A 23,453-nucleotide genomic window follows, 5' to 3' on the forward strand; every position below is an offset into this window, starting at 1 on the left:
CAAAAACAACAATTTCGATCGAGCACTTTGAGGACAACAACAATGATTATTTACGGTGTGGCGTTTTTGGCGCTCTGTACGTTGGCCGGCCTGTTCGTCGGTGAACTGCTGGGCAAATGGATGGGCATTCCGGCCAACGTCGGCGGGGTGGGTATCGCCATGTTGCTGTTGATCGGGCTGGGCAGTTACCTCGCCAAGCGCGGCTTGTTTACCGGTAAATCGGAGCAGGGCGTGAGCTTCTGGGCGGCCATTTATATCCCGATCGTGGTGGCCATGGCTGCCCAGCAAAACGTCTACGGTGCAATCAGTGGCGGCCCAATGGCGATTCTGGCTGGGACATTCGCGGTGGTGCTGGGCTTTGCCCTGGTGCCAGTGCTGATGCGTATCGGCAACCGTGAGCCAAGCGCGGTTGTCCCCACCAAAGAAGCCGGGTGATTGCCATGTACGAATCGATGATGAAAGTGATCACTGGCTACGGCCTGATCAGTGGCTTTGCGGTAATCGGGCTGACCATGTGGGTCTCTTACTGGATCTCCGACACCTTCACCAAAGGCCGCCTGCACGGCTCGGCCATCGCTATTTTGTTGGGGCTGGTGCTGTCTTACGTGGGCGGTGCGTTTACCGGTGGCTCCAAGGGGGTGGTGGATATTCCGTTGTTGTCGGGTATTGGCCTGCTGGGCGGGGCGATGCTGCGCGACTTTGCCATTGTTGCCACGGCGTTTGGCGTGAGTGTCGATGAGCTGAAACGGGCAGGATACGTCGGGGTATTGGCGTTGTTCGTGGGCGTGGGATCATCGTTCATCGCGGGCGTCGGGGTGGCCATGGCGTTTGGCTACACCGATGCCGTGAGCCTGACCACCATCGGCGCCGGCGCCGTGACGTACATTGTCGGCCCGGTGACCGGTGCGGCGATTGGCGCCAGTTCCGAAGTGATGGCGCTGTCGATTGCCGCCGGGTTGATCAAGGCCATTCTGGTGATGGTGATGACGCCGTTCGTTGCCCCGCTTATCGGCCTGAATAATCCGCGCAGCGCGGTGATTTTCGGCGGGCTCATGGGCACCTCCAGTGGTGTGGCTGGCGGCTTGGCGGCAACCGACCCGAAACTGGTGCCTTACGGTTGCCTGACCGCGGCGTTTTATACCGCGTTGGGCTGTTTGTTGGGGCCTTCGCTGTTGTTTCTGATCATGCGCGGGTTGGTGGGTTAGCGCCCCGATTGGCATACATCCGACACTCCGCCAACAGCGCGAGCAAGTTAGGGTCGCGCTCCTTGGCCTTCAAGAACACCACGCCAATCTGCTGCTGCAACCGATACCGTGGTTGCAGCGGTATCAGCTTCACGCGGTTCTCATACACCGCCGCAATCCGCCCCGGCAGCAGCGCATAACCCACCCCTGAACTGACCATGCTCAGCAGCGTAAAGATGTCATTCACTTGCATCGCCACCTTTGGCTCGAACCCCGCCTGCTTGAACACCCGGTTGCCGTCCTGATGGGTGGCAAAGCCCTGGGTGAGGGTGATGAACGTGGCGTCGCGTACGTCGGCCAGGTCAATTTCCTGCTCGCGGTCGAACGGTGATTCGGCGGGAGTGGCGAGGAAAATGTCGTCGGTAAACAGCGCGATCTGTTCGCAGTCGGGGTCGTTGGCGTGCTCATCCAGGGAGATGAGGATCGCGTCCACCTCCATGTTCTTGAGCTTGTAGAGCAGGTCGAAGTTGGAGCCCAGGATCAGGTCGATGTTGAGTTCGCTGCGACGGATTTTCAGGCCCATGATCAGCTGTGGCACGGTCTTCACCGTGAGCGAATACAGCGAGCCGAGCTTGAAGCGTTCGGCGGAGAAACCAGCGGCCTCGCGGGTCAGGCGTACACTGTCGACCACATCGGCCACCAGTTTCTGTGCACGCTCTTCCAGTACGTAGGCGCTTTCCAGCGGGGTGAGGTTGCGCCCTTCGTGTTTGAACAGCGGGCAGCGCAGCGCATTTTCCAGGGAGTGGATGGCGCGGTGCACGCTGACGTTACTGGTTTGCAGCTCGGCGGCGGCGCGGGCCAGGTTGCCGGTGCGCATGAACGCCAGGAAGATTTCGAGCTTTTTGAGGGTGAATTCTTCGTCGATCAGCATGGCCGTGGGCTCTTGTTCGAATGCCGACAATTGTGCCCGCAAAACCGCCCGGCGTCGCCGGAACGTCATAAGCCGCTTGCACTCTGATGCGCAAGGCTGGACGCTTGCCTGCCAGTCGTTAACGCTTACGGGAGGGCAGTGACAGATGTACCACGGGGAACGATTCAACGCCTGGAGCCATTTGCTCGGTGCAGTCGCGGCGTTTGTAGGCGCAGTGTGGATGTTGGTGGTGGCGAGCCTGGATGGCAGCCCCTGGAAGATCGTCAGCGTGGCAATTTATGGTTTTACGCTGCTGGTGTTGTACAGCGCGTCCACCGTGTATCACAGCGTGCAGGGCCGCCGTAAAGAAATCATGCAGAAGGTTGATCACTTTTCGATCTACCTGTTGATCGCCGGCAGTTACACGCCGTTTTGTCTGGTGACCTTGAGAGGGCCGTGGGGCTGGACGTTGTTCGGCATCGTGTGGGGGCTGGCGGTGATCGGCATCCTGCAAGAGATCAAGCCGCGCTCCGAGGCGCGCGTCCTGTCGATCGTGATTTATGCGGTGATGGGCTGGATCGTGCTGGTGGCGGTCAAGCCGCTGATCGCCGCGCTGGGCACGGCAGGGTTTACCTGGCTGGCGGCGGGTGGGGTGCTGTACACCGTCGGCATCATATTTTTTGCCTTGGAGGACCGCCTGCGGCACTCCCATGGGATCTGGCATTTGTTTGTGATTGGCGGCAGCCTGCTGCACTTTGTGGCGATCATGCATTACGTGCTCTAACAGACAACACATTTGATCCTCGTTGTTTTGAAAATCCGATTTTCACAGCCGTTCCAGCAGCTCTCGGGCGCGGTGGCCGAAAATCTCCAGCAGATTAGCCAGCATATGCGGCGGCGGTTCATCGGCGCGGGTCAGGGCGTACAGCGTGATCGGCAGCGGCGGAGTGAGCGTGCGGATGCAGGTGGTGGCGGTCGAAGCACCGAGCGCGGTGAAGGGGTCGATCACCGTGAGGCCGGCGCCGGATTCCACCATCGCACGGGCCAACGAGTAGGTTTGTACGGAGATCGTCACTCTTGGCGGCGGGTCGACGTTTTCCAGGTAGCTGTCGAGTTTTGCCGCCAGCGGGTCGGCGCTGGAAAGACCTATCAGCGGCGTGCCCGCCAGATCAGCCAGGGGCAGCGGGCTGCTCAGCTCGGCATCAGACCAATAGCCTTTGGACGCCAAGGCCACCAACACCCCGTTGGCCAGCACTTGCGTGGTCAGCCCTGGATGGCCAGAGAAGTTGAGCGTCAGCGCCAAGTCAATCTCACGCATCAGCAGCTTCTGCACCAGCTCGCGGCTGTGGTCGCTGGACAACTCGCAGGCCATGTCCGGGTAGTCGCGTTTCCACTCCAGGATTGCTGGCGGCAGCAGTGACAGGGCCAGCGCCGGGATCGCGCCGATGCGCACACTCTGGCCCGGTTCACGGCGCAAACTCTTGGCCAGGCGCCGTACGCCTTGCAGGCTTTCGGTGACTTTCTCCACTTCGCTTTCCAGCGCCAGGGCTTCCGGCGTGGGCTGCAACTTGCCGCGCACGCGCAGAAACAGCGGGAAGCCCAGTTGTAATTCGGCGTGCTGCAACACCTTGGTCACCGCCGGTTGTGACACATGCAGCAGTTGCGCGGCGGCGCTGACGGAGCCGGTCTGGCGGATGGCCTGGAAGATTTCGATATGACGCAGGCGCATGGCAGGTCCATAACCTTTGTTTATAGGTGACCCATCTTTATTCATTGTCGGTGGCCTGTCACCTGCCCCTAGGCTTGAGGCCTCTTGATTAAACGGCGGGCGGCGGGAATGGTGCACATTATTGGGGGTGGGGTGATTGGTCTGGCCAGTGCGTATGCGCTGGTGCGCGCGGGCCACGAGGTGACGGTGATCGACGCGCGCGAGACCCTGGGCAGTGAAACCAGTTTTGCCAATGGCGGGCAATTGTCCTATCGCTACGTGGCGCCGCTGGCCGATGCCGGCGTGCCGCGTCAGGCCATCGGTTGGCTGTTGCGCGGTGACTCGCCGTTAACGCTGCGCCCACGCCTCGACCCTCAGCAATGGCGCTGGATGGCCGCGTTCCTCGGCGCCTGTCGTAGCTCGGTGAACAAACGCAATGCCGCCCACCTGCTGCGACTTGCCTCCCTGAGCCAGGACACGTTGCAGCAGTGGCGCGAGGATGATCACCTGGACGGCTTCCACTGGCGGCGCAACGGCAAACTGCTCACCTTCCGTAAACCCAACTCCTTTGCGCATGCCCGCAGCAAGGTCACCGATATCCTTCAGCAGCAGGTGCTGTCGGCCGCCGATTGCGCACGCCTGGAGCCGGCGCTGGCGGGCGGTGGTTTTGTCGGTGGCATCTACACGCCGAATGAGGAGGTGGCTGATTGTCATGCGTTCTGCCAGCGCTTGGCGGCGCGGCTTGAAGCGTCCGGCCGCTGCCGCTTTTTGCTGGGGCGCAAGGTCACTGGCATTCGCCACGCTGGCGGTGTGGTGCAGGCTATCGAACTGGGCTCAGAGGTGATGCCGGTCGAGCATCTGGTACTCGCGGCCGGGTATCGCAGCGCGGAGTTGGGTGTGCCGCTGCCGCTTTACCCGCTCAAGGGTTACAGCCTTAGTGTGCCGATTGGCGCGCAGCACCAGGCGCCGAAGGTGAGTATCACCGACTACGACCGCAAGATCGTCTATGCGCGCCTCGGCGAACAACTGCGGGTGGCGGCCATGGTGGATATCGTCGGCTTCGACGCCAGCCTTGAACCCAAGCGCCTGGCGCTGATGAAACGCCAGGCGCTGGAGACATTTCCTTTGGCGGGCGATTACGCCGATGCGGTGGAATGGGCTGGTATGCGCCCGGCCACCCCGACGGGCGTGCCGCTGATTGGGGCCAGTGTCTATCCCAACCTGTGGCTGAACCTGGGCCACGGTGCACTTGGCTTTACCCTGGCGTGCGGCAGCGGCCAGCTGCTGGCTGAGTTGATCGGGCAACACGCGCCTTCTATTGATATGCAGGGCCTTGCGCCCCAGGCTGCTTGAATGTTCACAACCCCAAGACCAACGGAGAATAACAATGAAAAAAATCCTGTTGACCGGCTGCACCCTGGCGCTTTTGCTGGGCGCACACGCCCATGCGAACCAAGCGCCGTTGGACGGCACGCTGGGCAAGATTGCTAACGCCAAGTCCATCACGTTGGGCTATCGCGATGCGTCGGTGCCGTTTTCCTACGTCGGGGATAACAGTGGCAAGCCCATGGGCTATTCGGTAGAGCTGGCAAACAAGATCGTCGAGCGCATTCAGCAGAAAACCGGAGTGGCGAAGCTTAATGTGAAGTACAACCTGGTGACTTCGCAGACCCGTGTCCCGCTGGTGCAGAATGGCACAGTCGACCTGGAGTGCGGTTCTACCGGGGTGACGGCCGAACGTCAGAAGCAGGTGGCGTTTTCCTACGGGTTTATCTACGTGAAGGGGCAATTGCTGACGGCCAAGGACAGTGGCATCCAAGGCTTTGCTGATCTTGCGGGCAAGAACGTGGTGACCACCGCGGGTACCACCAACGAGCGTTTCCTCAAAAGCTACAACGCCGACCACAAGGCCAATATGTTCGTGATCAGTGCCAAGGACCATGGCGAAGCCTTCAAGATGCTCGAGACCGGCCGTGCAGCGGCGTTCTATATGGATGACGCGTTGCTTTACGGCGAGCGCGCCAAGGCAAAGGACCCGCATAACTGGGTGGTGGTGGGGAAGGAGCAGTCGCGGGAAATCTACAGCTGCATGGTGCGCAAGGACGACCCGCAGTTTCTTGCGGTGGTTAACGAGACACTGGCTGATCTGTACCGAAGCGCAGAGATCAACGGGATTTACCAGCGCTGGTTTGAATCACCGATTCCGCCCAAGGGCTTGAACCTGGAATTCCCGATGACCAGTGAATTAAGGGCGATTATTGCCAAGCCGGTGAGTGACCCTGTGGAGTAAGGGGTAACCCGATCCAACGGTGGGCGCTGGTAAGCCAGCTCCCACCGTTTTGATTGGGTTTGCAACGGAAGAGGGTTAAAAGTCGCCCCACAGTTGTTGGGCGACGGCCAGAGCCACTACCGGCGCCGTTTCGGTGCGTAGCACCCGCGGGCCGAGGCGGGCGGCGTGGTAACCGGCGGCTTGCGCGGTTTCGACTTCCTGGTCGGTCAGCCCACCCTCAGGCCCGATCAAAAACGCCAGGCTTGATGGTTTGGCATGGCTGATCATCGGTTCAGCCACGGGGTGCAGCACCAGCTTCAAATCCGCCTCGGTCTGCTTCAACCAGTCCGCCAGCAACAGTGGCGGGTGAATCACCGGTACCGTCGAGCGCCCACATTGCTCGCAGGCGCTGATGGCCACCTGGCGCCAGTGCAGCAGGCGTTTGTCGGCGCGTTCATCCTTGAGGCGTACTTCGCAGCGGTCGCTGAAAATCGGCGTAATCGCGTTGACCCCCAGTTCGGTGGCTTTCTGAATCGCCCAATCCATGCGTTCGCCCCGGGACAGGCCCTGGCCCAGGTGGATATGCAGCGGTGATTCGGTCTGGCCAGCAAAGCGCTCCGTGAGTTGCACGGTGACACGTTTCTTACCGACTTCCAGCAAGCTGCCGAGGAACTCCTGGCCGGAGCCGTCGAACAGTTGCACAGCATCGCCTTCGCCCATGCGCAGCACGCGGCTGATGTAATGCGCCTGGGCTTCGGGTAATTCGTGGTCGCCGAGGCTCAGCGGGGTGTCGGTGAAAAAGCGGGACAGTCTCATTTCTGTTCTCTGGAAAAGTTGGTTAGGCAATCAACCTGGATCGCGGAAGCCCGGGTGGAAGTCTTTTGGCACAGCGACACTGACGTTGCTATTGGTGGCGATGTCGATCCCTTCACTGGCGACTTCAGCCAGGAAGTCGATCTGCTCCGGCGTAATCACATACGGCGGCAGGAAATACACCACGCTGCCTAATGGTCGCAACAGCGCGCCACGTTCCAGAGCGTGCTCGAACACCTTCAAGCCACGGCGCTCCTGCCACGGGTAGGCGGTCTTGGTGGCTTTGTCCTGGACCATCTCGATGGCCAGCACCATGCCGGTCTGACGCACTTCCGAAACGTGAGGGTGGTCCACCAGGTGCGCGGTGGCGGTCGCCATGCGCTGGGCCAGGACCTTGTTGTTTTCGATGACGTTGTCTTCTTCGAAAATATCCAACGTCGCCAGCGCCGCCGCGCACGCCAGCGGATTGCCGGTGTAGCTGTGGGAGTGCAGGAACGCGCGCAATGTCGGGTAGTCGTCGTAGAAGGCGTCGTACACGTCATCGGTGGTGACCACGGCGGCCAACGGCAGGTAACCGCCCGTGAGCGCTTTGGACAAACACAGGAAGTCCGGGCTGATACCGGCCTGCTCACAGGCGAACATCGTTCCGGTGCGGCCGAAGCCCACGGCGATTTCATCGTGGATCAGGTGCACGCCGTAGCGGTCGCAGGCTTCGCGCAGCAGCTTGAGGTACACCGGGTGGTACATGCGCATTCCGCCGGCGCCCTGGATCAGCGGTTCTATGATGACGGCGGCGACGGTGTCGTGGTTGTCCGCCAGGGTCTGTTCCATGGCCAGGAACATGTTGCGCGAGTGTTCTTCCCAGCTCATGCCCTCGGGGCGAAGGTAGCAATCCGGGCTGGGCACCTTGATGGTGTCGAGCAGGAGCGCCTTGTAGGTCTCAGTAAACAGCGGCACGTCGCCCACCGACATCGCGGCGATGGTTTCGCCGTGGTAGCTGTTGGTCAGGGTGACGAAACGCTTTTTGTCAGGCAGGCCACGGTTGAGCCAATAGTGGAAGCTCATTTTCAGCGCGACTTCGATACACGACGAACCATTGTCGGCGTAGAAGCAGCGTGTCAGGCCTTCAGGCGTCATCTGCACCAGGCGTTCGGACAACTCGATCACCGGCTGGTGGCTGAAACCGGCGAGGATCACGTGCTCCAACTGATCGACCTGGTCCTTGATGCGCTGGTTGATGCGCGGGTTGGCGTGGCCGAACACATTGACCCACCAGGAACTGACGGCATCCAGGTAGCGCTTGCCTTCGAAGTCTTCCAGCCACACCCCTTCACCGCGCTTGATCGGGATCAGCGGCAATTGCTGGTGGTCTTTCATCTGGGTGCAGGGATGCCACAGCACCGCAAGGTCGCGTTGCATCCACTGGTTGTTCAAGCCCATCGTTATCTCCTCGAAGCGGTCCTGCGGCGTGCGCAGGTAAAACAATCGCGCAAGCCTATGCAATGGGCGGCTGTGTCACAAGACATTACCTGTGAATGGGGTGTAAACGCAGGACGGTCTGTCACGTTTCTTCTGGATAGTCCTTAATCCATTGTTAATTTACTCTTCATACCCTCAAGATCGTATTTCTCGATATTTCAAAGCAGAATTTTCCGCTTTAATTCGATAGGTAAATCGCTAGTCTTGGGCGCAGCTACTACGGGATTAAGTACATGCAGTTACGCAATTCACCGGCCCGCTATGGCTGGGTCAGCATGGTTCTGCACTGGGGCGTGGCCTTGGTGGTATTCGGCCTGTTCGCTCTAGGCTTATGGATGGTCGGCCTCGACTACTACAGCGCCTGGCGCAAAGAGGCACCGGACCTGCACAAGAGCATTGGCATCACGCTGTTCGCCATCATGCTGGTGCGTATCGTCTGGCGCTTGGTCAGCCCGCCACCACCGCCCTTGACCAGTTACAGTCGCATGACCCGCATGGGGGCCGCGTTTGGCCACGCATTCCTGTATCTCGGGTTGTTTGCCGTGATGATCGCTGGTTACCTGATTTCCACCGCAGACGGTGTCGGTATCCCGGTGTTTGGCCTGTTTGAGATTCCTGCCGTGGTTTCCGGACTACCGGACCAGGCAGATAACGCAGGCTTGGTGCATCTGTACCTCGCTTGGGTGTTGGTGGTCTTCGCCGGTTTGCATGGCGTGGCTGCGTTGAAACACCACTTTATCGATCGTGATGTGACCCTCACGCGAATGCTGGGGCGCAAAGCCTGATGTTCAACCTCGACTCACAAGGAATAGAAAGCATGTTGAAAAAGACCCTCGCCGCTCTGGCAATCGGTACTGCCCTGCTGTCCGCAGGTCAGGTGATGGCTGCTGACTACAAGATCGATAAGGAAGGCCAGCACGCCTTCATCGACTGGAAAATCAGCCACCTGGGCTACAGCTACATTCACGGCACCTTCAAGGATTGGGACGGTACGTTCAGCTGGGATGCGGCTAAGCCAGAAGCCAGCAAAATCGCGGTCGACGTGAAAACCGCCAGCCTGTGGTCGAACCACGCAGAGCGTGACAAGCACATCGCCAGCAAAGACTTCCTGGACGTTGCCAAGTTCGCCGACGCCAAGTTCGTCTCCACCGCTGTTAAGTCCACCGGCGCGAAAACCGCTGACGTGACTGGCGACCTGACTTTCCACGGCGTGACCAAACCTGTGACCTTCAAGGCCACGTTCAACGGCGAAGGCAAGGACCCGTGGGGCGGCGAACGTGCTGGCTTCAACGCCACCACCACGCTGAACCTGAACGACTTCGGCATCAAAGGCCCAGGCCCGACTTCCCAGACGGCAGACCTGGAAATTTCGCTGGAAGGTGTTAAGCAAAAGTAATTTCTGCCCGTGCACAAAAAAACCGGATCTCAGGATCCGGTTTTTTTATGCCTGGAATGTCGTCAATAGCGGCAGATCAGTCACTTTAATGTTGGCTGGGATATCGCTATCGCAGGCAAGCCAGCTCCCACAGAAAAGCTCATTGAATGTTGCGAAGTCAAAAAAATGCCCCACATCAAGCGATGCGGGGCATTTTTATGAGGCGTCTAAAATCAGCGGTTGCGAGTCAGCAACGCTGGTTTTTCACCACGAGGGCGGCCTGGCAGTTGATCCAACTGCTCAGGTGTCGGGAAGCGATCCACTTTCGACTCCTTGTGGATGATCTTCGGCGCCGGGCCACCACGCGGGTTCTGCACGGCCGGTTCGGACGAGCGAGGCTGGTCGTCACGGGCTGGGCGGCGGTTGTTGCTACGCGAGTCTTCGCGACGGGCTTGACCGTCACGCGGTGCGCCATTTCGCGGGCCGCTGCGCTTGGCAGGTGGCGTGCCGGTGGTACCGCCGCTGCTGTTACGCGGGCCGTTCTGACGACCGCCCTGAGGCTGGCCGCCACGTGGCGCGCCCGAACCGGTGCCTGCACCTGCACCCGGAGCTTGCCCACCTGGGCGACGGCCACGACCTTGGGCGGGTTTTGCCTGAGGTACGTAGTCAGCGCGGTTACCGAAGTTATCGATATCGTCGTCAAGGAACTCGTCCGGGGCGCGATCAGCAGCGGCGCGTGGCGGCTGGCTCGGCTGGCGCTGTTCGCGGGCCGGGGTACCTTCACGGGGCTTTTGCTCGCGGGCTGGGCGCTCGCCACGGCCGTTGGTTGGCGCTTTTTCCTTGCCGCCTTTGTCTTTGCCCTTGTCGCGACGACCACCGCCACCGCCGCCGCCGTTCGGGCCATCGCCCTTCGGACCGCGTGGGTTGCGTGGGTTACGCACGTCTGGGCGCTCGCGCGCTTCAGGCTTCTCAGCTTCCACGGCGCTGGAATCGAAGCCCATCAGGTCGCCGTCGGCGATTTTCTGCTTGGTCATGCGTTCGATGCTTTTCAGCAGCTTTTCTTCGTCCGGTGCAACCAGGGAAATGGCTTCACCCGAACGACCGGCGCGGCCGGTACGGCCGATACGGTGCACGTAGTCTTCGTCGACGTTTGGCAGTTCGAAGTTGACCACGTGTGGCAACTGGTCGATATCCAGGCCGCGAGCGGCGATATCGGTGGCAACCAGGATGCGTACGCTACCGGCCTTGAAGTCGGCCAGGGCTTTGGTGCGCGCGTTCTGGCTCTTGTTGCCGTGGATGGCGACGGCGGTTAGGCCGTGCTTGTCCAGGTACTCGGCCAGACGGTTAGCGCCGTGCTTGGTTCGGGTGAACACCAGCACCTGTTCCCACGCGCCGGCGGTGATCAGGTGGGCGAGCAGCGAACGCTTGTGGCTGGCGGCCAGGCGGAATACGCGTTGCTCGATACGCTCGACCGTGGTGTTCGGCGGCGTGACTTCGATGCGCTCCGGGTTGTGCAGCAACTTGCCGGCCAGGGCGGTGATGTCCTGGGAGAACGTTGCCGAGAACAGCAGGTTCTGACGTTTGGCCGGCAGGCGGGCAAGGACCTTTTTCACGTCATGGACAAAGCCCATGTCGAGCATGCGGTCGGCTTCGTCCAGCACGAGGATTTCCACGTGGGACAAATCGACGCTGCCTTGGCCGCACAGGTCGAGCAAACGACCCGGGCACGCCACCAGCACGTCTACACCACGGGACATGGCCTGAACCTGTGGGTTCATGCCAACGCCGCCGAAGATGCAGGCACTGACGAACTTCAAGTCGCGGGCATACAGCTTGAAGCTGTCGTGCACTTGGGCGGCGAGTTCGCGGGTTGGGGTCAGGACCAGTACGCGCGGTTGGCGCGGGCCGTGACGCTGGGATTTGTCCGGGTGACCGTTGGGGAACAACCGCTCCAGAATCGGGAGGGCGAAACCGCCGGTTTTACCAGTACCTGTCTGAGCCGCAACCATCAGGTCGCGACCTTGCAACACGGCGGGAATGGCCCGCTGTTGCACCGGAGTAGGCTCGGTATAGCCCGCTGCCTCGATGGCGCGGACTAAAGCCTCGGAGAGACCGAGGGAAGCAAAGGACATGAGTAATCCTGTTTTAGTTAGGGCTTGGCCCAAAGGGATAATCTTGCCGGGCGTGAATGGCGCTTAGGGGAGCGCAATCCCGTCCGGTCCTGCTGCGTCTGGCGGGCACTCCATCGGCTCGCGCGGGCTGAAAGCTGCGCAGTAGCGGGGTTGGGTGCCTTTTTCAAGACCTCAGCGGCCGGGCGTAAGCCTGGCGGAAAGGCCGGAGTATAACAGAGCAATCACCGCGCGCTGCTTTCCTGCTGCTCAACGGTGCGTCCAGCCCCCGTAATCGCTTGGATTCCACCATATTTTGCGCTCAAGGCGGTGTAGGCTGGCTCTTGTTTGAAACGTTTAAGTTCTGCGGCGAAGCGTTGCACCAGCAGGTCCATGCCCGCGCCACGGCGCACGGCGAGGTACTGCTGCTGGCGACTGACCACTGCTGGCGCCTGGCTGACCTTGCCCTCCAGGTCCAGTGCCTTGATCACATGCTGACCCACCCGGCGATCGGTGATCAGCAGATCGATGCGCCCGAGCATCAATTTGCCGAAGTTGGCCTCATGACTGGGGGCAGCTTCGCGGTTGAACAGGGTCGAATCGCTGAATTCTGCGCCGTACAGGTAGCCCGGTGACGTGCCGACGGTAAGGCCGCGAAGCGCTTCGAGGCTTTGGGCGGGATGAGGGCGCTCATTGGCGTAGAACAGCACGAACTCCACCTCCGACAGCGGTTCGCTGGGGTAGAGCAGCAAGGCATCGCGCTCATGGCTGTGGAAAATGTCCAATGCGCCATCGGCCTGTCCCTGGTCGAGCATCGCCAGGCAGCGCTTCCAGGGCAGGAATTGCCATTGCACCTCGACCCCCAGGCGCTGGAACACGATGACTGTGGTTTCGTAGTCCAGCCCCTGCATGCTGCCGTGTTCCTCATACACGTAGGGTGCCCAGGGCTCGGTCACAATGCGCAATTTCTCGCCATAAGCGGCCAGGCTCAGGCAAGTAAAAAGGGCAGCGGTCGCAAGCTTCAAAATGATGCGCATGCCCTGAGATTACGACGCTCCTGCATTAAAGAGAAGCTCTGGCGCACGCATCTGCTAACGATGCTATTTGGCCTCTGAGGTCATCAGGTGTTCGTAGATGGCTGCGCGCCGCTCGCCAAGTATCAGGCGCACCAGGGGGTTGGCGAACCAGTGCTCCAGTTGGTGCGCGTCGACCGGGCATTTCTGGCGTTCTTCCTGATTCTGCCGGGCCTTGTCCCACCAAACCTTGCCACATGCCTGGTCGAATTCGTTTTCGTGCTCGTAGCAGCCGTAGAGAATCTCGCGGATAAATTGCTGCTTGCGCTTGGGCAGGGCCAGGGTGATCAGCTTGTACACCATGCGCTGAAGGCGCGGCGGGCGTGGCAGGTGGGCGGATACCTTGCGGGTATCGGCCAGTGCCACGGCGCTGGTGGGGGCGGCGGCGTGCTTGGCGACCCACGCCAGGACCTTGGCGCGGAACAGCTGTTTGCGGCTCCAGTAGTGGTGGATCAGGTCCGGGCACTGGCGTACGTTGACCTTGCGGTAGGCGGCAACCGACAGGCAGAACTCTTCCAGAGTGTAGGCTCCGTGGGCCATTGGGAACAGTTCGTCCATCAGCTCAATGGAATGATCCAGCAACGGCGCGTCTTGCCGGGTCAGGCCCATGACGCCGGAGTTGAGCAGCCACATATCGTCGTCAGCCACGCCTTTGTCGGCCAGGTAGTTGGCCAGGGCCTTGTACAGCACGCTTTCGCGGTTATCGCCGTACTTGGCCTGGAAGGCATTGCACAACAAGGTGCCGGGGGCGACGCGTTCGAACAGTGCCATGGGCGAGTCGTGGAAAAACGTGTCGGTGTCGATCAACAGCGCCTGTTCCGCCGTTTCCAGCACGTAGCGCAGCAGCACGTGCTTGGTTCGAAAATGGTAGCCGTGGGGCTCGCTCCACTGTTTGCGCGTGGCTTCGTCCAGTGCGTGGACCTGCACCGGCAAACCCACGTAGGGCGCCGGGTTGTCGCTGAACACCTGGATGTCCAGCGGCATGTCCTGGGCACCGCCCAAATGTGACAGCGCGCTGGCGATGCTGAATACGGCTTCCTGATGGTAGGTCTCGGCGCCGAATACCAGGTAAACCAACTGCGGGCGAGGTGTCGGGGACGCTGTATTCATTTACTGCGGGCTTCCATTCCAAGGATTTTTGAACAAAAAAGGCCCCCGTATGAACGAGGGCCTGGATGCTACTCAAACGACCTCAGCGCGGCAGCTTGAGGTTGTTCCAGATCGCAAGGCTCGGCTCAGCCTGGTTAAGGGTATAGAAGTGCAAGCCTGGCGCGCCACCTTGCAACAACTCTTCACACATATTGGTGATGACCTCTTCGCCGAACGCCTGGATGCTCTTGACGTCGTCGCCATAGGCTTCCAGTTGTTTGCGCACCCAGCGCGGAATCTCGGCACCGCAGGCGTCGGAGAAACGCGCCAGCTTGCTGTAGTTGGTGATCGGCATGATGCCCGGCACGATCGGGATGTTCACACCCATGGCCTGTACCCGCTCGACGAAGTAGAAGTAGCTGTCGGCGTTGAAGAAGTACTGGGTGATTGCGCTATTGGCACCGGCGTTCGCTTTACGGACGAAGTTTTGCAGATCGTCTTCGAAATTGCGTGCCTGCGGGTGCATCTCCGGGTAAGCCGCCACTTCGACATGGAAGTGATCGCCGGTTTCTTCACGAATGAAGCTCACCAGGTCATTGGCGTAGCGCAGCTCACCGCTGGCCATGCCCATGCCGGACGGCAGGTCGCCACGCAGGGCAACGATGCGCTTGATGCCGGCTGCCTTGTATTGAGTCAGCAGGCCGCGCAGGTCGCTCCTGCTGTCGCCCACGCACGACAAGTGCGGCGCGGCGGGAACTTTGACTTGGCTTTCCAGCTGCAACACGGTGTTGATCGTGCGATCACGGGTCGAGCCACCGGCGCCGTAGGTGCAGGAAAAGAAGTCGGGGTTGTAGCTGGCCAACTGCATAGCAGTCGCCATCAGTTTTTCATGCCCAGCATCGGTCTTGGTCGGGAAGAACTCGAAGCTGTAGCGACGGTCTTGGGACATGGAGGAGGTCTCCAGCTGCAAGTTGCAAGCTTCAAGCTGCAAGAGGGCGGCGCGCCTGTTCTTGTAGCATGAAGCTCACAGCCCACAACTGCTTAAAGAGCAAGGAAGTAGCAAGCCTTCACACAAACGCTTTTACTTGCCGCTTGTAGCTGAAAGCTTGCCGCTGCTGTCAGTACCTATAAGCGTGCGGCTTGAACGGACCTTCAACGGTCACGCCGATGTAATCGGCCTGGGTCTTGGTCAGTTGAGTCACCACGCCGCCGAAGCCGCGGACCATTTCCAGGGCCACTTCTTCGTCGAGTTTCTTCGGCAGTACTTCCACGGTCAGGCGCTCGGCTTTCTGGGCTGGCGACAGGTCGGCGTACTTCTGGCCGAACAGGAAGATCTGCGCCAGGACCTGGTTGGCGAACGAGCCGTCCATGATGCGGCTTGGGTGGCCGGTGGCGTTACCCAGGTTAACCAGACGGCCTTCGGCCAGCAGGATCAGGTAGTCATCGTTCTGCGGGTCGAAATCACCAGCGCCGGTACGGTGAACCTTGTGCACCTGCGGCTTCACTTCTTCCCATGCCCAGTTCTTGCGCATGAAAGCAGTGTCGATCTCGTTGTCGAAGTGACCGATGTTGCAGACAACGGCGCGCTTCTTAAGGGCTTTGAGCATGTTTGCGTCGCAAACATTCACGTTGCCGGTGGTGGTCACGATCAGGTCGATCTTGCCCAGCAGGGCGTTGTCGATGCTCGCTTCGGTGCCGTCATTGACGCCATCGATGAACGGCGAAACCACTTCGAAGCCGTCCATGCAGGCTTGCATGGCGCAGATCGGGTCAACTTCGGAGACTTTAACGATCATGCCTTCCTGGCGCAGGGACTGGGACGAGCCCTTGCCCACGTCACCGTAGCCGATCACCAGGGCTTGCTTACCCGACAGCAGGTGGTCAGTGCCGCGCTTGATGGCATCGTTCAGGCTGTGACGGCAGCCGTACTTGTTGTCGTTCTTGCTCTTGGTCACCGAGTCGTTGACGTTGATGGCCGGGATTTTCAGCTCGCCCTTGGCCAGCATGTCCAGCAGACGGTGTACGCCGGTGGTGGTTTCTTCGGTTACGCCGTGGACGCGGTCGAGGATCTGCGGGTACTTCTTGTGCAGCAGCTCGGTCAGGTCGCCGCCGTCGTCGAGGATCATGTTGGCATCCCAAGGCGCGCCATCTTTCAGGATGGTTTGCTCCAGGCACCACTCGTACTCTTCTTCGGTCTCGCCTTTCCAGGCGTAAACCGCGATACCGGCAGCAGCGATAGCGGCAGCGGCCTGGTCTTGAGTCGAGAAAATGTTGCAGGACGACCAACGCACTTCCGCACCCAGGGCAACCAGGGTTTCGATCAGCACGGCAGTCTGAATGGTCATGTGGATGCAGCCGAGGATCTTGGCGCCTTTGAGTGGCTGCTCAGCGGCGTACTTGCGACGCAGGCCCATCAGGGCAGGCATTTCGGATTCGGCGATAAAGGTTTCGCGACGGCCCCAGGCGGCGAGGGACATGTCGGCGACTTTGTAGTCGGTGAAATCTGCAGGCGTGTTGACAGCGCTCATGAAGAGCCTCCATTCGTAGTGTGCGAATGGGCGCCGTTGTGCGTTTAGTATCAGGCCGAATAAACCAGGCCTGACAACGCCCCATCCGAGCCTGACAGGTTGAACCTGCTGCAGCGCCCCTCGGACAGGTGGCGGGAGAACGGTGGTGGCCGCTCGAAATCGGTGACGATTATAGCTTTCTTTGTCTGGTGAGTGGCAAGGGGCAGCGACAAGCGACAAGCTACAAGCGGCAAGTAAAAGCGAATCGGCTTTTAACTTGCAGCTTGCAGCTTAAAACTCGAAGCTGGGGGCCATAACCCAATCGTCCAACCACCTCAACCTCGGAGCCCCCCCCCATGAACTTTCACACCCGCAAATGGGTAAAACCCGAAGACCTCAACCCCAACGGCACCCTGTTCGGCGGCAGCTTGCTGCGCTGGATCGACGAAGAAGCGGCGATCTACGCCATTGTGCAATTGGGCAATCAGCGCGTAGTGACCAAGTACATCTCCGAAATCAACTTCGTCAGTGCCTCGCGCCAGGGCGACATCATCGAGCTGGGCATCACCGCCACCGAGTTCGGTCGCACCTCCATCGCCCTGACCTGTGAAGTGCGCAACAAGATCACCCGCAAAAGCATCCTGACGGTCGAGAAAATGGTCTTCGTCAACCTCGGTGAAGATGGGCAGCCTGCACCTCACGGCCGCACCGAGATCAAGTACGTCAAGGATCAGTTTCAGGACGACAGCCTTCCCGAGTAACCACGCCGCGGTTTGATTTGCTTTACCAAATCATTCCGCATGGATCGTTGCGCAGCGCGCTCATCACTCAGGACCACACCCTGTAGAGAGAGCCCGTGGATGAAAGTGTTTAATTCGATTGCGCAGATTCATCCCTCATTGAGTGAGAAGGGTCATTTCCCGACCCATCAAGCTGAGAAGACGCCCCTGGTGGAGGGGGTTGGCGAGCGCAACCTGACGCTCCTGCGTGATAACCAGGGACGGGTGGAGGTGATTTTATCGGCACCGCCCGTCACGAGCTTGGTGCTCAGCGGTGGTGGGGCCAAGGGCATCGCTTTTTCGGGGGTGGTGCAGGCACTTGAGGGCGCCGGACAGCTGCAAGGTATCCAATCGACCTCCGGCTCATCTGCCGGTGCGATTTCAGCGGCGCTGATTGCCAGCGGAATGGGGGCTGCGGCGTTCGACAGGTTGTCGGACAGCATCAATTTGCCAAGCCTGTTGAACAGCAACGATGCCGCGACGGCCTGGATGCAAGAGGCCAGTACGACACTTGGCAAACTCACTGGCCGCTTGCCCGGCTCCGTCGGCGCGGTTTCTCAGTTGTTGATGACCTTGCTGCTGCGCTTGCAGACTGAAGCCTTGCCCCTGGAAGCATTGATCCGCAACGAGTCGCGCCAGTCGATTCTTGGCCACATCGCGCAAACCCCTCGGGAAACCCGGCCCGCCGAAGTCATCGACATTGCTGACAAACTGAGTGCCGGTGGCGCTCCCACGTTTGGTGATCTCGAGGTGTTGAGCCGGCATATTTCTGCGATCAAGCAACTCAATATCACGGGCACCGGCATGTTTGGCGGCCGCCCGCAGTTGGTGGTGTTCAATGCCAGTCTGACCCCGCATATGGACATTGCCAGCGCGGCGCATATTTCGGGTGCGCTGCCGGTGGTGTTCAAAAAACCGGTGGAGCAAGGTCATGGTTTTCAGGCGTCTGCTGAAACCACCGCGTTCAAAGACGGCGGCTTGCTGCTCAATACCCCGGCGCCAGGCGTGGTGGAAAGGTTATTTCCTGATAGCCCCTTGAACAAATCTGAATCGTTGATCGTCAAGTTCGAGGCTGGCATCACTGATGCGCCAGTGCGCAGTGGGAGTTTTTTCAGCCGTGGGGCCGACCGCATTACAGGCGTTGCGCATTCGGCCGCTGGCGCCTTTCAAGATAAAAAGCTCGAAGCGTTTGCCGATCAGATTGTGACATTGCCCCTCAAGACCGGAAAAGGTGACTTTCGTGGCCTGCTCACGGGCACGGTCAACTTCACTATGCTGGATGAGCAGAAGCAACACCTGCAGGCAAAGGCGCGTCAAGCGGTGGAGGCACATTTGGAGCGTCGCACCACGGCACTTGAGCATCACGCGTTCCATTCGCTGGATGAGGCAGTGCTGGCCATGGATGATGAAATGCTCGCCAGTGTGCAACCGACGCTGCACAAGGACCCGGCCGCTGCTGATGTCCTCATGTTTCGAAAGAGCGCGCAGCAGGTGTTGAAAACCCTGGATGATGCGATTGCCGAGGCCAATCAGTCACAGGGCGCGTTGGTGTTCACGCCGAAAATATCAACGGCATTGCGTAATCTGAATGCGCTCGCCACAAGGCCTGAGCAGATCGATTGGTTGGCGCGGCGCCTCAATGTTACAGGCCAGCGCAACTTCCAGCAGTTGCTGCAAGTGGCGGCCAGACAGATCGCAAGCGATGCAGTGCCGATGTCCAACGTCATCGGCGGCGCTGTCGCCGAGATGAAACTGCGTGACATAGCGATGAAGGCTGAGAACTTCACACGGGAAGTCATTTATCCCTCGTTGTTTCGGCTGGGCCAACCCGAGTCCAACGTGGAACTGTTGCACCGCGCAGCTCAAGACCTGGCGTGGGCGAACACGCCCGCCGAGTTCAACCGGGTGCTCGATACCCTCAGTGACAGCTACAAAGCGCGTAACAAACCCTGGGACAAGGCGGCCAGCTCGACCACTGTGGAGAGGGCAAAGGCCTGGCGTGTGCAGGTTTAGTTGCTTGGCCATTGAACAGCCACTGTGGCGGCGTGTCGTAGCTACAAGCACCCCTTGGACTCTGGATAATCATGGCCACTGACGAATCAGGTAAAACCCCTAATCTGTCGCAGGAAGAGCAACAGGACGTCGACAAAAACCAACCGCCCCGTGCGGCGGTGCTGCATGAAATCATCCGCACTCAGGGCGACCAGGAGCTGGAGCGCAATGTGGCTGCGTTGTGGTGGTCGGCGTTGGCTGCTGGCCTGACAATGGGCCTTTCATTGATGGCGATGGGGCTACTCAATTCGCGCCTGCCGGACGGCGAAGGATTCAAGGTTATTGCCAGCTTCGGCTACTGCGCGGGCTTCCTGGCGGTCATTTTGGCGCGCCAGCAACTGTTCACCGAAAACACGCTGACCGCCGTGCTGCCCGTGATGAGCAAGCCCACCCTCGGCAATGCGGGGCGCCTGTTACGGCTATGGACCGTGGTGCTGGTGGGCAACCTGTGTGGCACTTTGCTGGTGGCTTACGTGATGTTGCACCTGCCGATCTTTGACACCAAGACCGACATGGCCTTCCTCGACATTGGGCGCAAGGTCATGGAAAACGATGCCGGCCAGATGTTTGCCAAGGGCATCATCTCCGGCTGGATGATCGCCACCATGGTCTGGATGATCCCCTCCATGGAAAGCGCCAAGATGTTGATCATTATCCTGATCACCTATCTCATGGCGCTGGGGGACTTCACTCACATCGTCGTGGGTTCGGCAGAGGTCTCGTATCTGGTATTTGCAGGCGAGTTGCCGTGGAAGGATTTCTGGTTGGTGTTTGCCGGGCCGACCCTGGCCGGCAACATCATTGGTGGCAGCTTTATCTTTGCGCTGATCAGTCATGCGCAGATTCGCAGCGAAGGCAGCCTGCCGGACAAGAAAGCTGCGGACCCGAGGCATCCGCAGCAGATCAACAAGGATCAGTGAGCGTCAGGCGTAGCCTGGGGCTCGTCCCGGGTTACGCGCTTGACCAGCTTGCCGATGCTCAAACCCTGCAACAGGATTGATGACAGCACCACGATGTAGGTGATGCTCAGCAGGAGGTCGCGCTCCGGGCCCAGCGGCAAGGCCAATGTCAGTGCCACGGAAACTCCGCCGCGCAAACCACCCCAGGTGAGGATGCGGATGGTGCCGCGTGGCACCGTGCGCCAGCGCCGCAGCAACAGGATCGCCGGGGCCACGGTCAACAGGCGTGACAACAGAATTGCCACCGCCAGCAAGCTGGCAGCGAACACGTGCAGCCAGTTGAAGGGCAACAACAGCAGCTCCATGCCGATCAATGCGAAAAGCAGGGCGTTGAGCATGTCATCGAGCAATTCCCAGAAACCGTCGAGGTAGCGACGGGTCATGTCGTTCATCGCCAACTGGCGGCCCAGGTTGCCGATGATCAGGCCAGCTACCACCATCGCAATCGGAGCGGAGACGTGTAGCTCGGTGGCCATCGCCGAGCCGCCGATCACCAGGGCGAGGGTCAGCATTACCTCAATCTGGTGTTGCTCGATGCTCTTGATCATCAGGTACACCAGGTAGCCGATGAGGCCACCGAACATCGCGCCGCCAATGGCTTCATGGGCGAACAGCATGGCGGTGGCGCCCACGGTCGGCGTTTCGCCCAGCTGTGCGATGCCCAATAGCACGGTGAAGACCACCACTGCAGTGCCGTCGTTGAATAATGATTCGCCGACGATGGTGGTTTTCAACGGTTTTGAGGCATTGGCGGTACGCAACACACCAAGCACCGCAATTGGGTCGGTGGGCGAGATCAGCGCGCCGAACAGCAGGCAGTAGAGGAAACTGACGTGCCAGCCGAACAGGGCAAAAATGTAATACGCCAGGCTGCCGATCACCGCGGTGGCGATCAATACGCCAAAGGTCGCCAGCAGGCCGATGGGCCAGCGGTAACTGCGTAGGTCGTTCAGGTTGACGTGCAACGCACCGGCGAACAGCAAGAATGAGAGCATCCAGTTCATCAGCAAATCGCCAAAGTCGATCTGGCCGATCAACTGCTGGATGCGTTCTTCCAGTCCTGGGTAGCCGAGCAGGCTCAAGCCTTGCAAGAACAGTGAAAATATCAGCGCCGTGACCATCACGCCGATGGTGGGCGGTAGGCCGATAAAGCGGAAGTTCACATAGGTGAGTAGGGTGGTGAGGCAAATGAAGGCGGCGACAAGTTCAAGCATCCGGGGTCCTTGGAAGTTGAGGGGGAAACGTGGGTGAGGGGATGGACCGCCGCGACGGCGGGATGTTGCAAGCGCTGGGGTAAAAGGCCGTAGAACCTTTCCAGGCGCTACGGTTCATAGCGGTAGGGTGCGGCCAGATGTTTTTAGTGCTAAAACTCTAATCGCTGTTTAAAACTAAAAAAGGAATGAGTTATGACGGTCGCTTTCTGGTGTGTGTTGATCGCAATTTTTCTGCCTTACCTGTGTACCGGCGTGGCCAAGTTCAGCGGCGGAAAGTTTCGGCCGCGCCACAACCACGACCCGCGTGCATTCCTCGAGACGCTCGAGGGGGTTGCCAAGCGAGCCCACAGTGCACAACTCAACAGCTTTGAAGTCACCCCGGCATTTGCGGCGGCGGTCATTGTCGCGCACCTGGCCGGTACGGCTGAATTGGTGACCATTAACGTGCTGGCCGTGCTGTTTATCACCAGCCGCTTGTTGTACATCATTTGCTACCTGGCGGACTGGGCAATGCTGCGCTCGGTGGTGTGGGCGGTGGGCATGGCGTTGATTGCGAGCTTCTTCTTTGTCTCGATCTAACGTTTGACGCGAATCCTCCTGTGGGAGCGAGCAAATCCGCTCCCACATCTTCAGTGTCTGTCAGCTTCCGACAGGTGCATCCGGCACTTGCGGCAACGCTGCGCCCTTGGGCCACAGCATCCAGATCTGGCCTTGCTGTTTCATATTGCCCGCCAGTTCACCGGCTGCATCGCCGGTGCCCCAGAACAGGTCCGCGCGCACTTCACCGGTGATTGCACCGCCGGTGTCCTGTGCGGCCACGGGTCTCGTGATCGGCGAGCCATCCGGCTTGGTGGTCGACAGCCACAACAGACTGCCCAACGGAATCACCTTGCGATCCACTGCTACGCTGTAGCCAGGGGTCAACGGCACGTTCAAGGAGCCGCGCGGGCCTTCATTGCTATCGGGGCGGGCGCTGAAGAAAACATAGCTTGGGTTACTCGCCAGCAGTTCCGGAATACGCTGCGGATGCGCCTTGGCCCAGGCGCTGATGGCACCCATGGTCACGTCTTCTTTCTTCAGCTCGCCTTGCTCCACCAGCCAGCGACCGATCGGGCGGTAAGGGTAGCCATTCTGGTCGCCATAACCGACACGAAGTTGGCGTCCCCCCGCCAGTTGAATCCGGCCCGAGCCCTGGATCTGCAGGAATTGCAGGTCCATCGGGTCTGTCAGCCAGGCAATCGGTTTGGCGGTTGAACCCTGGCCGTTGATGGCGCTGGCATCGTCATAGGGCTTGAGTACGCGACCTTCCAGGCGACCGCGCAGGCGCTTGCCCTTGAGCTCGGGGTAGATGCTTTCCAGGTTGACGATGATCAGGTCGTCCGGCACGCCGTACACAGGCACGTTGGCTTTGGCGGTCTTGGTCAGGCTGCCGGGGTAGACCGGTTCGTAGTAGCCAGTGATCAAACCGTTCGGGGTGTTGTCGGCCGAGCGCAGGCCGAACACATCCAGGCGCTCTTTTAGAAACCCGCGCACTGCCACTGCGTTGCTCGGGACCGTGGCGGCTGCCGCACAGGTCGCGCCCCATACCGGGTCTGCCTTGAGGCGTTGGCAGGCGCTGCGCCAGGATTCAAAACCGGCCAGCAGGTCGCTGTCGGATACTGTCGGCAAGGCTTCCCACGGCGCACTGACATAGGTGGCGACGGCGTGAGGCTTGGAAGTTTCATCCTTGGCTGTTTCTTTGCCCGCGTCGCAGCCGGTCAGCAGCGCGATCATCGGTAGAGCCCACGCCAGGCGGCGGCTCCAGGGTTTCAAGCTGACATTCATACAAACAATTCCTTAAGCGATTGCCCGCGTCGCAGCGCTTTTGGGCAACCCTTATTAATAATAGGGCTATTGGTCTTTGCGGGCGGGGCGAGGATACTGGCCGCCGTCTC

General features: G+C 60.0%; 22 protein-coding genes and 1 riboswitch. Of the genes, 11 read left to right on the forward strand and 11 right to left on the reverse strand.

What is annotated here, in order from left to right; genetic code table 11:
- Positions 1–42: 42 nt before the first annotated feature.
- Together madL and madM are read left to right on the forward strand one after the other, a co-directional pair.
- Positions 43–435: a malonate transporter subunit MadL gene (madL, locus tag AACY08_RS12485; RefSeq protein WP_339438194.1), complete on the forward strand. Its 393-nt coding sequence runs from the start codon at positions 43–45 to the stop codon at positions 433–435.
- Positions 436–440: 5 nt separating this feature from the next.
- On the forward strand, positions 441–1,205 hold the full coding sequence (gene madM, locus AACY08_RS12490; RefSeq protein WP_049713463.1) for a malonate transporter subunit MadM: 765 nt from the start codon (positions 441–443) through the stop codon (positions 1,203–1,205).
- Here madM and AACY08_RS12495 read toward each other — a convergent pair.
- Positions 1,183–2,115: a LysR family transcriptional regulator gene (locus AACY08_RS12495; RefSeq protein WP_049711133.1), complete on the reverse strand. Its 933-nt coding sequence runs from the start codon at positions 2,113–2,115 to the stop codon at positions 1,183–1,185. The two genes, madM and AACY08_RS12495, sit on opposite strands and share 23 nt — an antisense overlap.
- A gap of 145 nt (positions 2,116–2,260) precedes the next feature.
- Between AACY08_RS12495 and trhA the strand changes: the two genes are divergently transcribed.
- The gene (trhA, locus tag AACY08_RS12500) at positions 2,261–2,878 is read left to right on the forward strand and encodes a PAQR family membrane homeostasis protein TrhA (RefSeq protein ID WP_339469699.1); all 618 of its coding nucleotides are present in this window, start codon (positions 2,261–2,263) and stop codon (positions 2,876–2,878) included.
- A 42-nt stretch (positions 2,879–2,920) separates the two neighbouring features.
- On the opposite strand, the gene AACY08_RS12505 is transcribed toward trhA, so the two are convergent.
- Positions 2,921–3,823 carry a LysR family transcriptional regulator gene (locus AACY08_RS12505; RefSeq protein WP_339469701.1) on the reverse strand — a complete coding sequence of 301 codons (903 nt, stop codon included), beginning with the start codon at positions 3,821–3,823 and terminating at the stop codon, positions 2,921–2,923.
- A 108-nt stretch (positions 3,824–3,931) separates the two neighbouring features.
- Between AACY08_RS12505 and AACY08_RS12510 the strand changes: the two genes are divergently transcribed.
- Together AACY08_RS12510 and AACY08_RS12515 are read left to right on the forward strand one after the other, a co-directional pair.
- The gene (locus AACY08_RS12510; protein ID WP_339469702.1) at positions 3,932–5,155 is read left to right on the forward strand and encodes a D-amino acid dehydrogenase; all 1,224 of its coding nucleotides are present in this window, start codon (positions 3,932–3,934) and stop codon (positions 5,153–5,155) included.
- 34 nt (positions 5,156–5,189) lie between these two features.
- On the forward strand, positions 5,190–6,092 hold the full coding sequence (locus AACY08_RS12515) for a transporter substrate-binding domain-containing protein (RefSeq protein ID WP_339469703.1): 903 nt from the start codon (positions 5,190–5,192) through the stop codon (positions 6,090–6,092).
- 75 nt (positions 6,093–6,167) lie between these two features.
- Here AACY08_RS12515 and AACY08_RS12520 read toward each other — a convergent pair whose 3' ends face one another.
- Positions 6,168–6,887, reverse strand: a complete 720-nt coding sequence (locus tag AACY08_RS12520) for a 16S rRNA (uracil(1498)-N(3))-methyltransferase (RefSeq protein ID WP_339438190.1) — start codon at positions 6,885–6,887, stop codon at positions 6,168–6,170.
- Between the two features lie 30 nt (positions 6,888–6,917).
- Complete coding sequence (locus AACY08_RS12525; protein ID WP_339469704.1) at positions 6,918–8,324, reverse strand: adenosylmethionine--8-amino-7-oxononanoate transaminase; 1,407 nt, start codon at positions 8,322–8,324, stop codon at positions 6,918–6,920.
- 272 nt (positions 8,325–8,596) lie between these two features.
- Here AACY08_RS12525 and AACY08_RS12530 point away from each other — a divergent pair, with 272 nt between their 5' ends.
- Both AACY08_RS12530 and AACY08_RS12535 read left to right on the forward strand, forming a co-directional pair.
- Positions 8,597–9,148 carry a cytochrome b gene (locus tag AACY08_RS12530; RefSeq protein WP_339415291.1) on the forward strand — a complete coding sequence of 184 codons (552 nt, stop codon included), beginning with the start codon at positions 8,597–8,599 and terminating at the stop codon, positions 9,146–9,148.
- A 32-nt stretch (positions 9,149–9,180) separates the two neighbouring features.
- Entirely contained in the window at positions 9,181–9,759 is a 579-nt protein-coding gene (locus AACY08_RS12535; RefSeq protein WP_049711142.1) for a YceI family protein, read from the forward strand.
- A 212-nt stretch (positions 9,760–9,971) separates the two neighbouring features.
- On the opposite strand, the gene AACY08_RS12540 is transcribed toward AACY08_RS12535, so the two are convergent.
- The 5 genes from AACY08_RS12540 to ahcY form a co-directional block, all read right to left on the reverse strand.
- Positions 9,972–11,870, reverse strand: a complete 1,899-nt coding sequence (locus AACY08_RS12540) for a DEAD/DEAH box helicase (RefSeq protein WP_339415292.1) — start codon at positions 11,868–11,870, stop codon at positions 9,972–9,974.
- A gap of 221 nt (positions 11,871–12,091) precedes the next feature.
- Positions 12,092–12,883 (reverse strand): substrate-binding periplasmic protein, encoded by a 792-nt coding sequence (locus AACY08_RS12545; RefSeq protein WP_339427659.1) that lies wholly within the window; start codon positions 12,881–12,883, stop codon positions 12,092–12,094.
- A gap of 63 nt (positions 12,884–12,946) precedes the next feature.
- Positions 12,947–14,029, reverse strand: coding sequence for a hypothetical protein (locus tag AACY08_RS12550; RefSeq protein WP_339469705.1), 1,083 nt, complete (start codon positions 14,027–14,029; stop codon positions 12,947–12,949).
- 82 nt (positions 14,030–14,111) lie between these two features.
- Entirely contained in the window at positions 14,112–14,957 is an 846-nt protein-coding gene (gene metF / locus AACY08_RS12555; RefSeq protein WP_339469706.1) for a methylenetetrahydrofolate reductase [NAD(P)H], read from the reverse strand.
- A 169-nt stretch (positions 14,958–15,126) separates the two neighbouring features.
- Positions 15,127–16,536 (reverse strand): adenosylhomocysteinase, encoded by a 1,410-nt coding sequence (gene ahcY / locus AACY08_RS12560; protein ID WP_339469707.1) that lies wholly within the window; start codon positions 16,534–16,536, stop codon positions 15,127–15,129.
- A gap of 21 nt (positions 16,537–16,557) precedes the next feature.
- Positions 16,558–16,664, reverse strand: a riboswitch (S-adenosyl-L-homocysteine riboswitch).
- Between the two features lie 207 nt (positions 16,665–16,871).
- Between ahcY and AACY08_RS12565 the strand changes: the two genes are divergently transcribed.
- From AACY08_RS12565 to AACY08_RS12575, 3 genes are all read left to right on the forward strand, one after another.
- The gene (locus AACY08_RS12565; RefSeq protein WP_339469708.1) at positions 16,872–17,276 is read left to right on the forward strand and encodes an acyl-CoA thioesterase; all 405 of its coding nucleotides are present in this window, start codon (positions 16,872–16,874) and stop codon (positions 17,274–17,276) included.
- Between the two features lie 99 nt (positions 17,277–17,375).
- Positions 17,376–19,307 (forward strand): patatin-like phospholipase family protein, encoded by a 1,932-nt coding sequence (locus AACY08_RS12570; RefSeq protein WP_339469709.1) that lies wholly within the window; start codon positions 17,376–17,378, stop codon positions 19,305–19,307.
- Between the two features lie 71 nt (positions 19,308–19,378).
- Positions 19,379–20,266 (forward strand): formate/nitrite transporter family protein, encoded by an 888-nt coding sequence (locus tag AACY08_RS12575; protein ID WP_339469710.1) that lies wholly within the window; start codon positions 19,379–19,381, stop codon positions 20,264–20,266.
- Here AACY08_RS12575 and AACY08_RS12580 read toward each other — a convergent pair.
- Positions 20,260–21,519 carry a cation:proton antiporter gene (locus AACY08_RS12580; protein WP_339469711.1) on the reverse strand — a complete coding sequence of 420 codons (1,260 nt, stop codon included), beginning with the start codon at positions 21,517–21,519 and terminating at the stop codon, positions 20,260–20,262. The genes AACY08_RS12575 and AACY08_RS12580 overlap by 7 nt on opposite strands.
- A gap of 192 nt (positions 21,520–21,711) precedes the next feature.
- On the opposite strand from AACY08_RS12580, the gene AACY08_RS12585 reads away from it, so the two are divergent.
- A complete protein-coding gene (locus AACY08_RS12585) occupies positions 21,712–22,098 on the forward strand; it encodes an MAPEG family protein (RefSeq protein WP_339469712.1) in 387 nt (128 codons plus the stop codon).
- Positions 22,099–22,158: 60 nt separating this feature from the next.
- On the opposite strand, the gene mltA is transcribed toward AACY08_RS12585, so the two are convergent.
- The gene (mltA, locus tag AACY08_RS12590; RefSeq protein WP_339469713.1) at positions 22,159–23,343 is read right to left on the reverse strand and encodes a murein transglycosylase A; all 1,185 of its coding nucleotides are present in this window, start codon (positions 23,341–23,343) and stop codon (positions 22,159–22,161) included.
- Between the last annotated feature and the right edge of the window lie 110 nt (positions 23,344–23,453).

This window comes from Pseudomonas sp. EL_65y_Pfl1_R83 (genome assembly GCF_963970695.1).
Lineage (GTDB): Bacteria > Pseudomonadota > Gammaproteobacteria > Pseudomonadales > Pseudomonadaceae > Aquipseudomonas > Aquipseudomonas tritici.

Coding starts and splice junctions, on each gene's coding strand:
- madL (WP_339438194.1), top strand. CDS start 43: ATGATTATTTACGGTGTGGCGTTTTTGGCGCTCTGTACGTTGGCCGGC.
- madM (WP_049713463.1), top strand. CDS start 441: ATGTACGAATCGATGATGAAAGTGATCACTGGCTACGGCCTGATCAGT.
- AACY08_RS12495 (WP_049711133.1), bottom strand. CDS start 2,115: ATGCTGATCGACGAAGAATTCACCCTCAAAAAGCTCGAAATCTTCCTG.
- trhA (WP_339469699.1), top strand. CDS start 2,261: ATGTACCACGGGGAACGATTCAACGCCTGGAGCCATTTGCTCGGTGCA.
- AACY08_RS12505 (WP_339469701.1), bottom strand. CDS start 3,823: ATGCGCCTGCGTCATATCGAAATCTTCCAGGCCATCCGCCAGACCGGC.
- AACY08_RS12510 (WP_339469702.1), top strand. CDS start 3,932: ATGGTGCACATTATTGGGGGTGGGGTGATTGGTCTGGCCAGTGCGTAT.
- AACY08_RS12515 (WP_339469703.1), top strand. CDS start 5,190: ATGAAAAAAATCCTGTTGACCGGCTGCACCCTGGCGCTTTTGCTGGGC.
- AACY08_RS12520 (WP_339438190.1), bottom strand. CDS start 6,887: ATGAGACTGTCCCGCTTTTTCACCGACACCCCGCTGAGCCTCGGCGAC.
- AACY08_RS12525 (WP_339469704.1), bottom strand. CDS start 8,324: ATGGGCTTGAACAACCAGTGGATGCAACGCGACCTTGCGGTGCTGTGG.
- AACY08_RS12530 (WP_339415291.1), top strand. CDS start 8,597: ATGCAGTTACGCAATTCACCGGCCCGCTATGGCTGGGTCAGCATGGTT.
- AACY08_RS12535 (WP_049711142.1), top strand. CDS start 9,181: ATGTTGAAAAAGACCCTCGCCGCTCTGGCAATCGGTACTGCCCTGCTG.
- AACY08_RS12540 (WP_339415292.1), bottom strand. CDS start 11,870: ATGTCCTTTGCTTCCCTCGGTCTCTCCGAGGCTTTAGTCCGCGCCATC.
- AACY08_RS12545 (WP_339427659.1), bottom strand. CDS start 12,883: ATGCGCATCATTTTGAAGCTTGCGACCGCTGCCCTTTTTACTTGCCTG.
- AACY08_RS12550 (WP_339469705.1), bottom strand. CDS start 14,029: ATGAATACAGCGTCCCCGACACCTCGCCCGCAGTTGGTTTACCTGGTA.
- metF (WP_339469706.1), bottom strand. CDS start 14,957: ATGTCCCAAGACCGTCGCTACAGCTTCGAGTTCTTCCCGACCAAGACC.
- ahcY (WP_339469707.1), bottom strand. CDS start 16,536: ATGAGCGCTGTCAACACGCCTGCAGATTTCACCGACTACAAAGTCGCC.
- AACY08_RS12565 (WP_339469708.1), top strand. CDS start 16,872: ATGAACTTTCACACCCGCAAATGGGTAAAACCCGAAGACCTCAACCCC.
- AACY08_RS12570 (WP_339469709.1), top strand. CDS start 17,376: ATGAAAGTGTTTAATTCGATTGCGCAGATTCATCCCTCATTGAGTGAG.
- AACY08_RS12575 (WP_339469710.1), top strand. CDS start 19,379: ATGGCCACTGACGAATCAGGTAAAACCCCTAATCTGTCGCAGGAAGAG.
- AACY08_RS12580 (WP_339469711.1), bottom strand. CDS start 21,519: ATGCTTGAACTTGTCGCCGCCTTCATTTGCCTCACCACCCTACTCACC.
- AACY08_RS12585 (WP_339469712.1), top strand. CDS start 21,712: ATGACGGTCGCTTTCTGGTGTGTGTTGATCGCAATTTTTCTGCCTTAC.
- mltA (WP_339469713.1), bottom strand. CDS start 23,343: ATGAATGTCAGCTTGAAACCCTGGAGCCGCCGCCTGGCGTGGGCTCTA.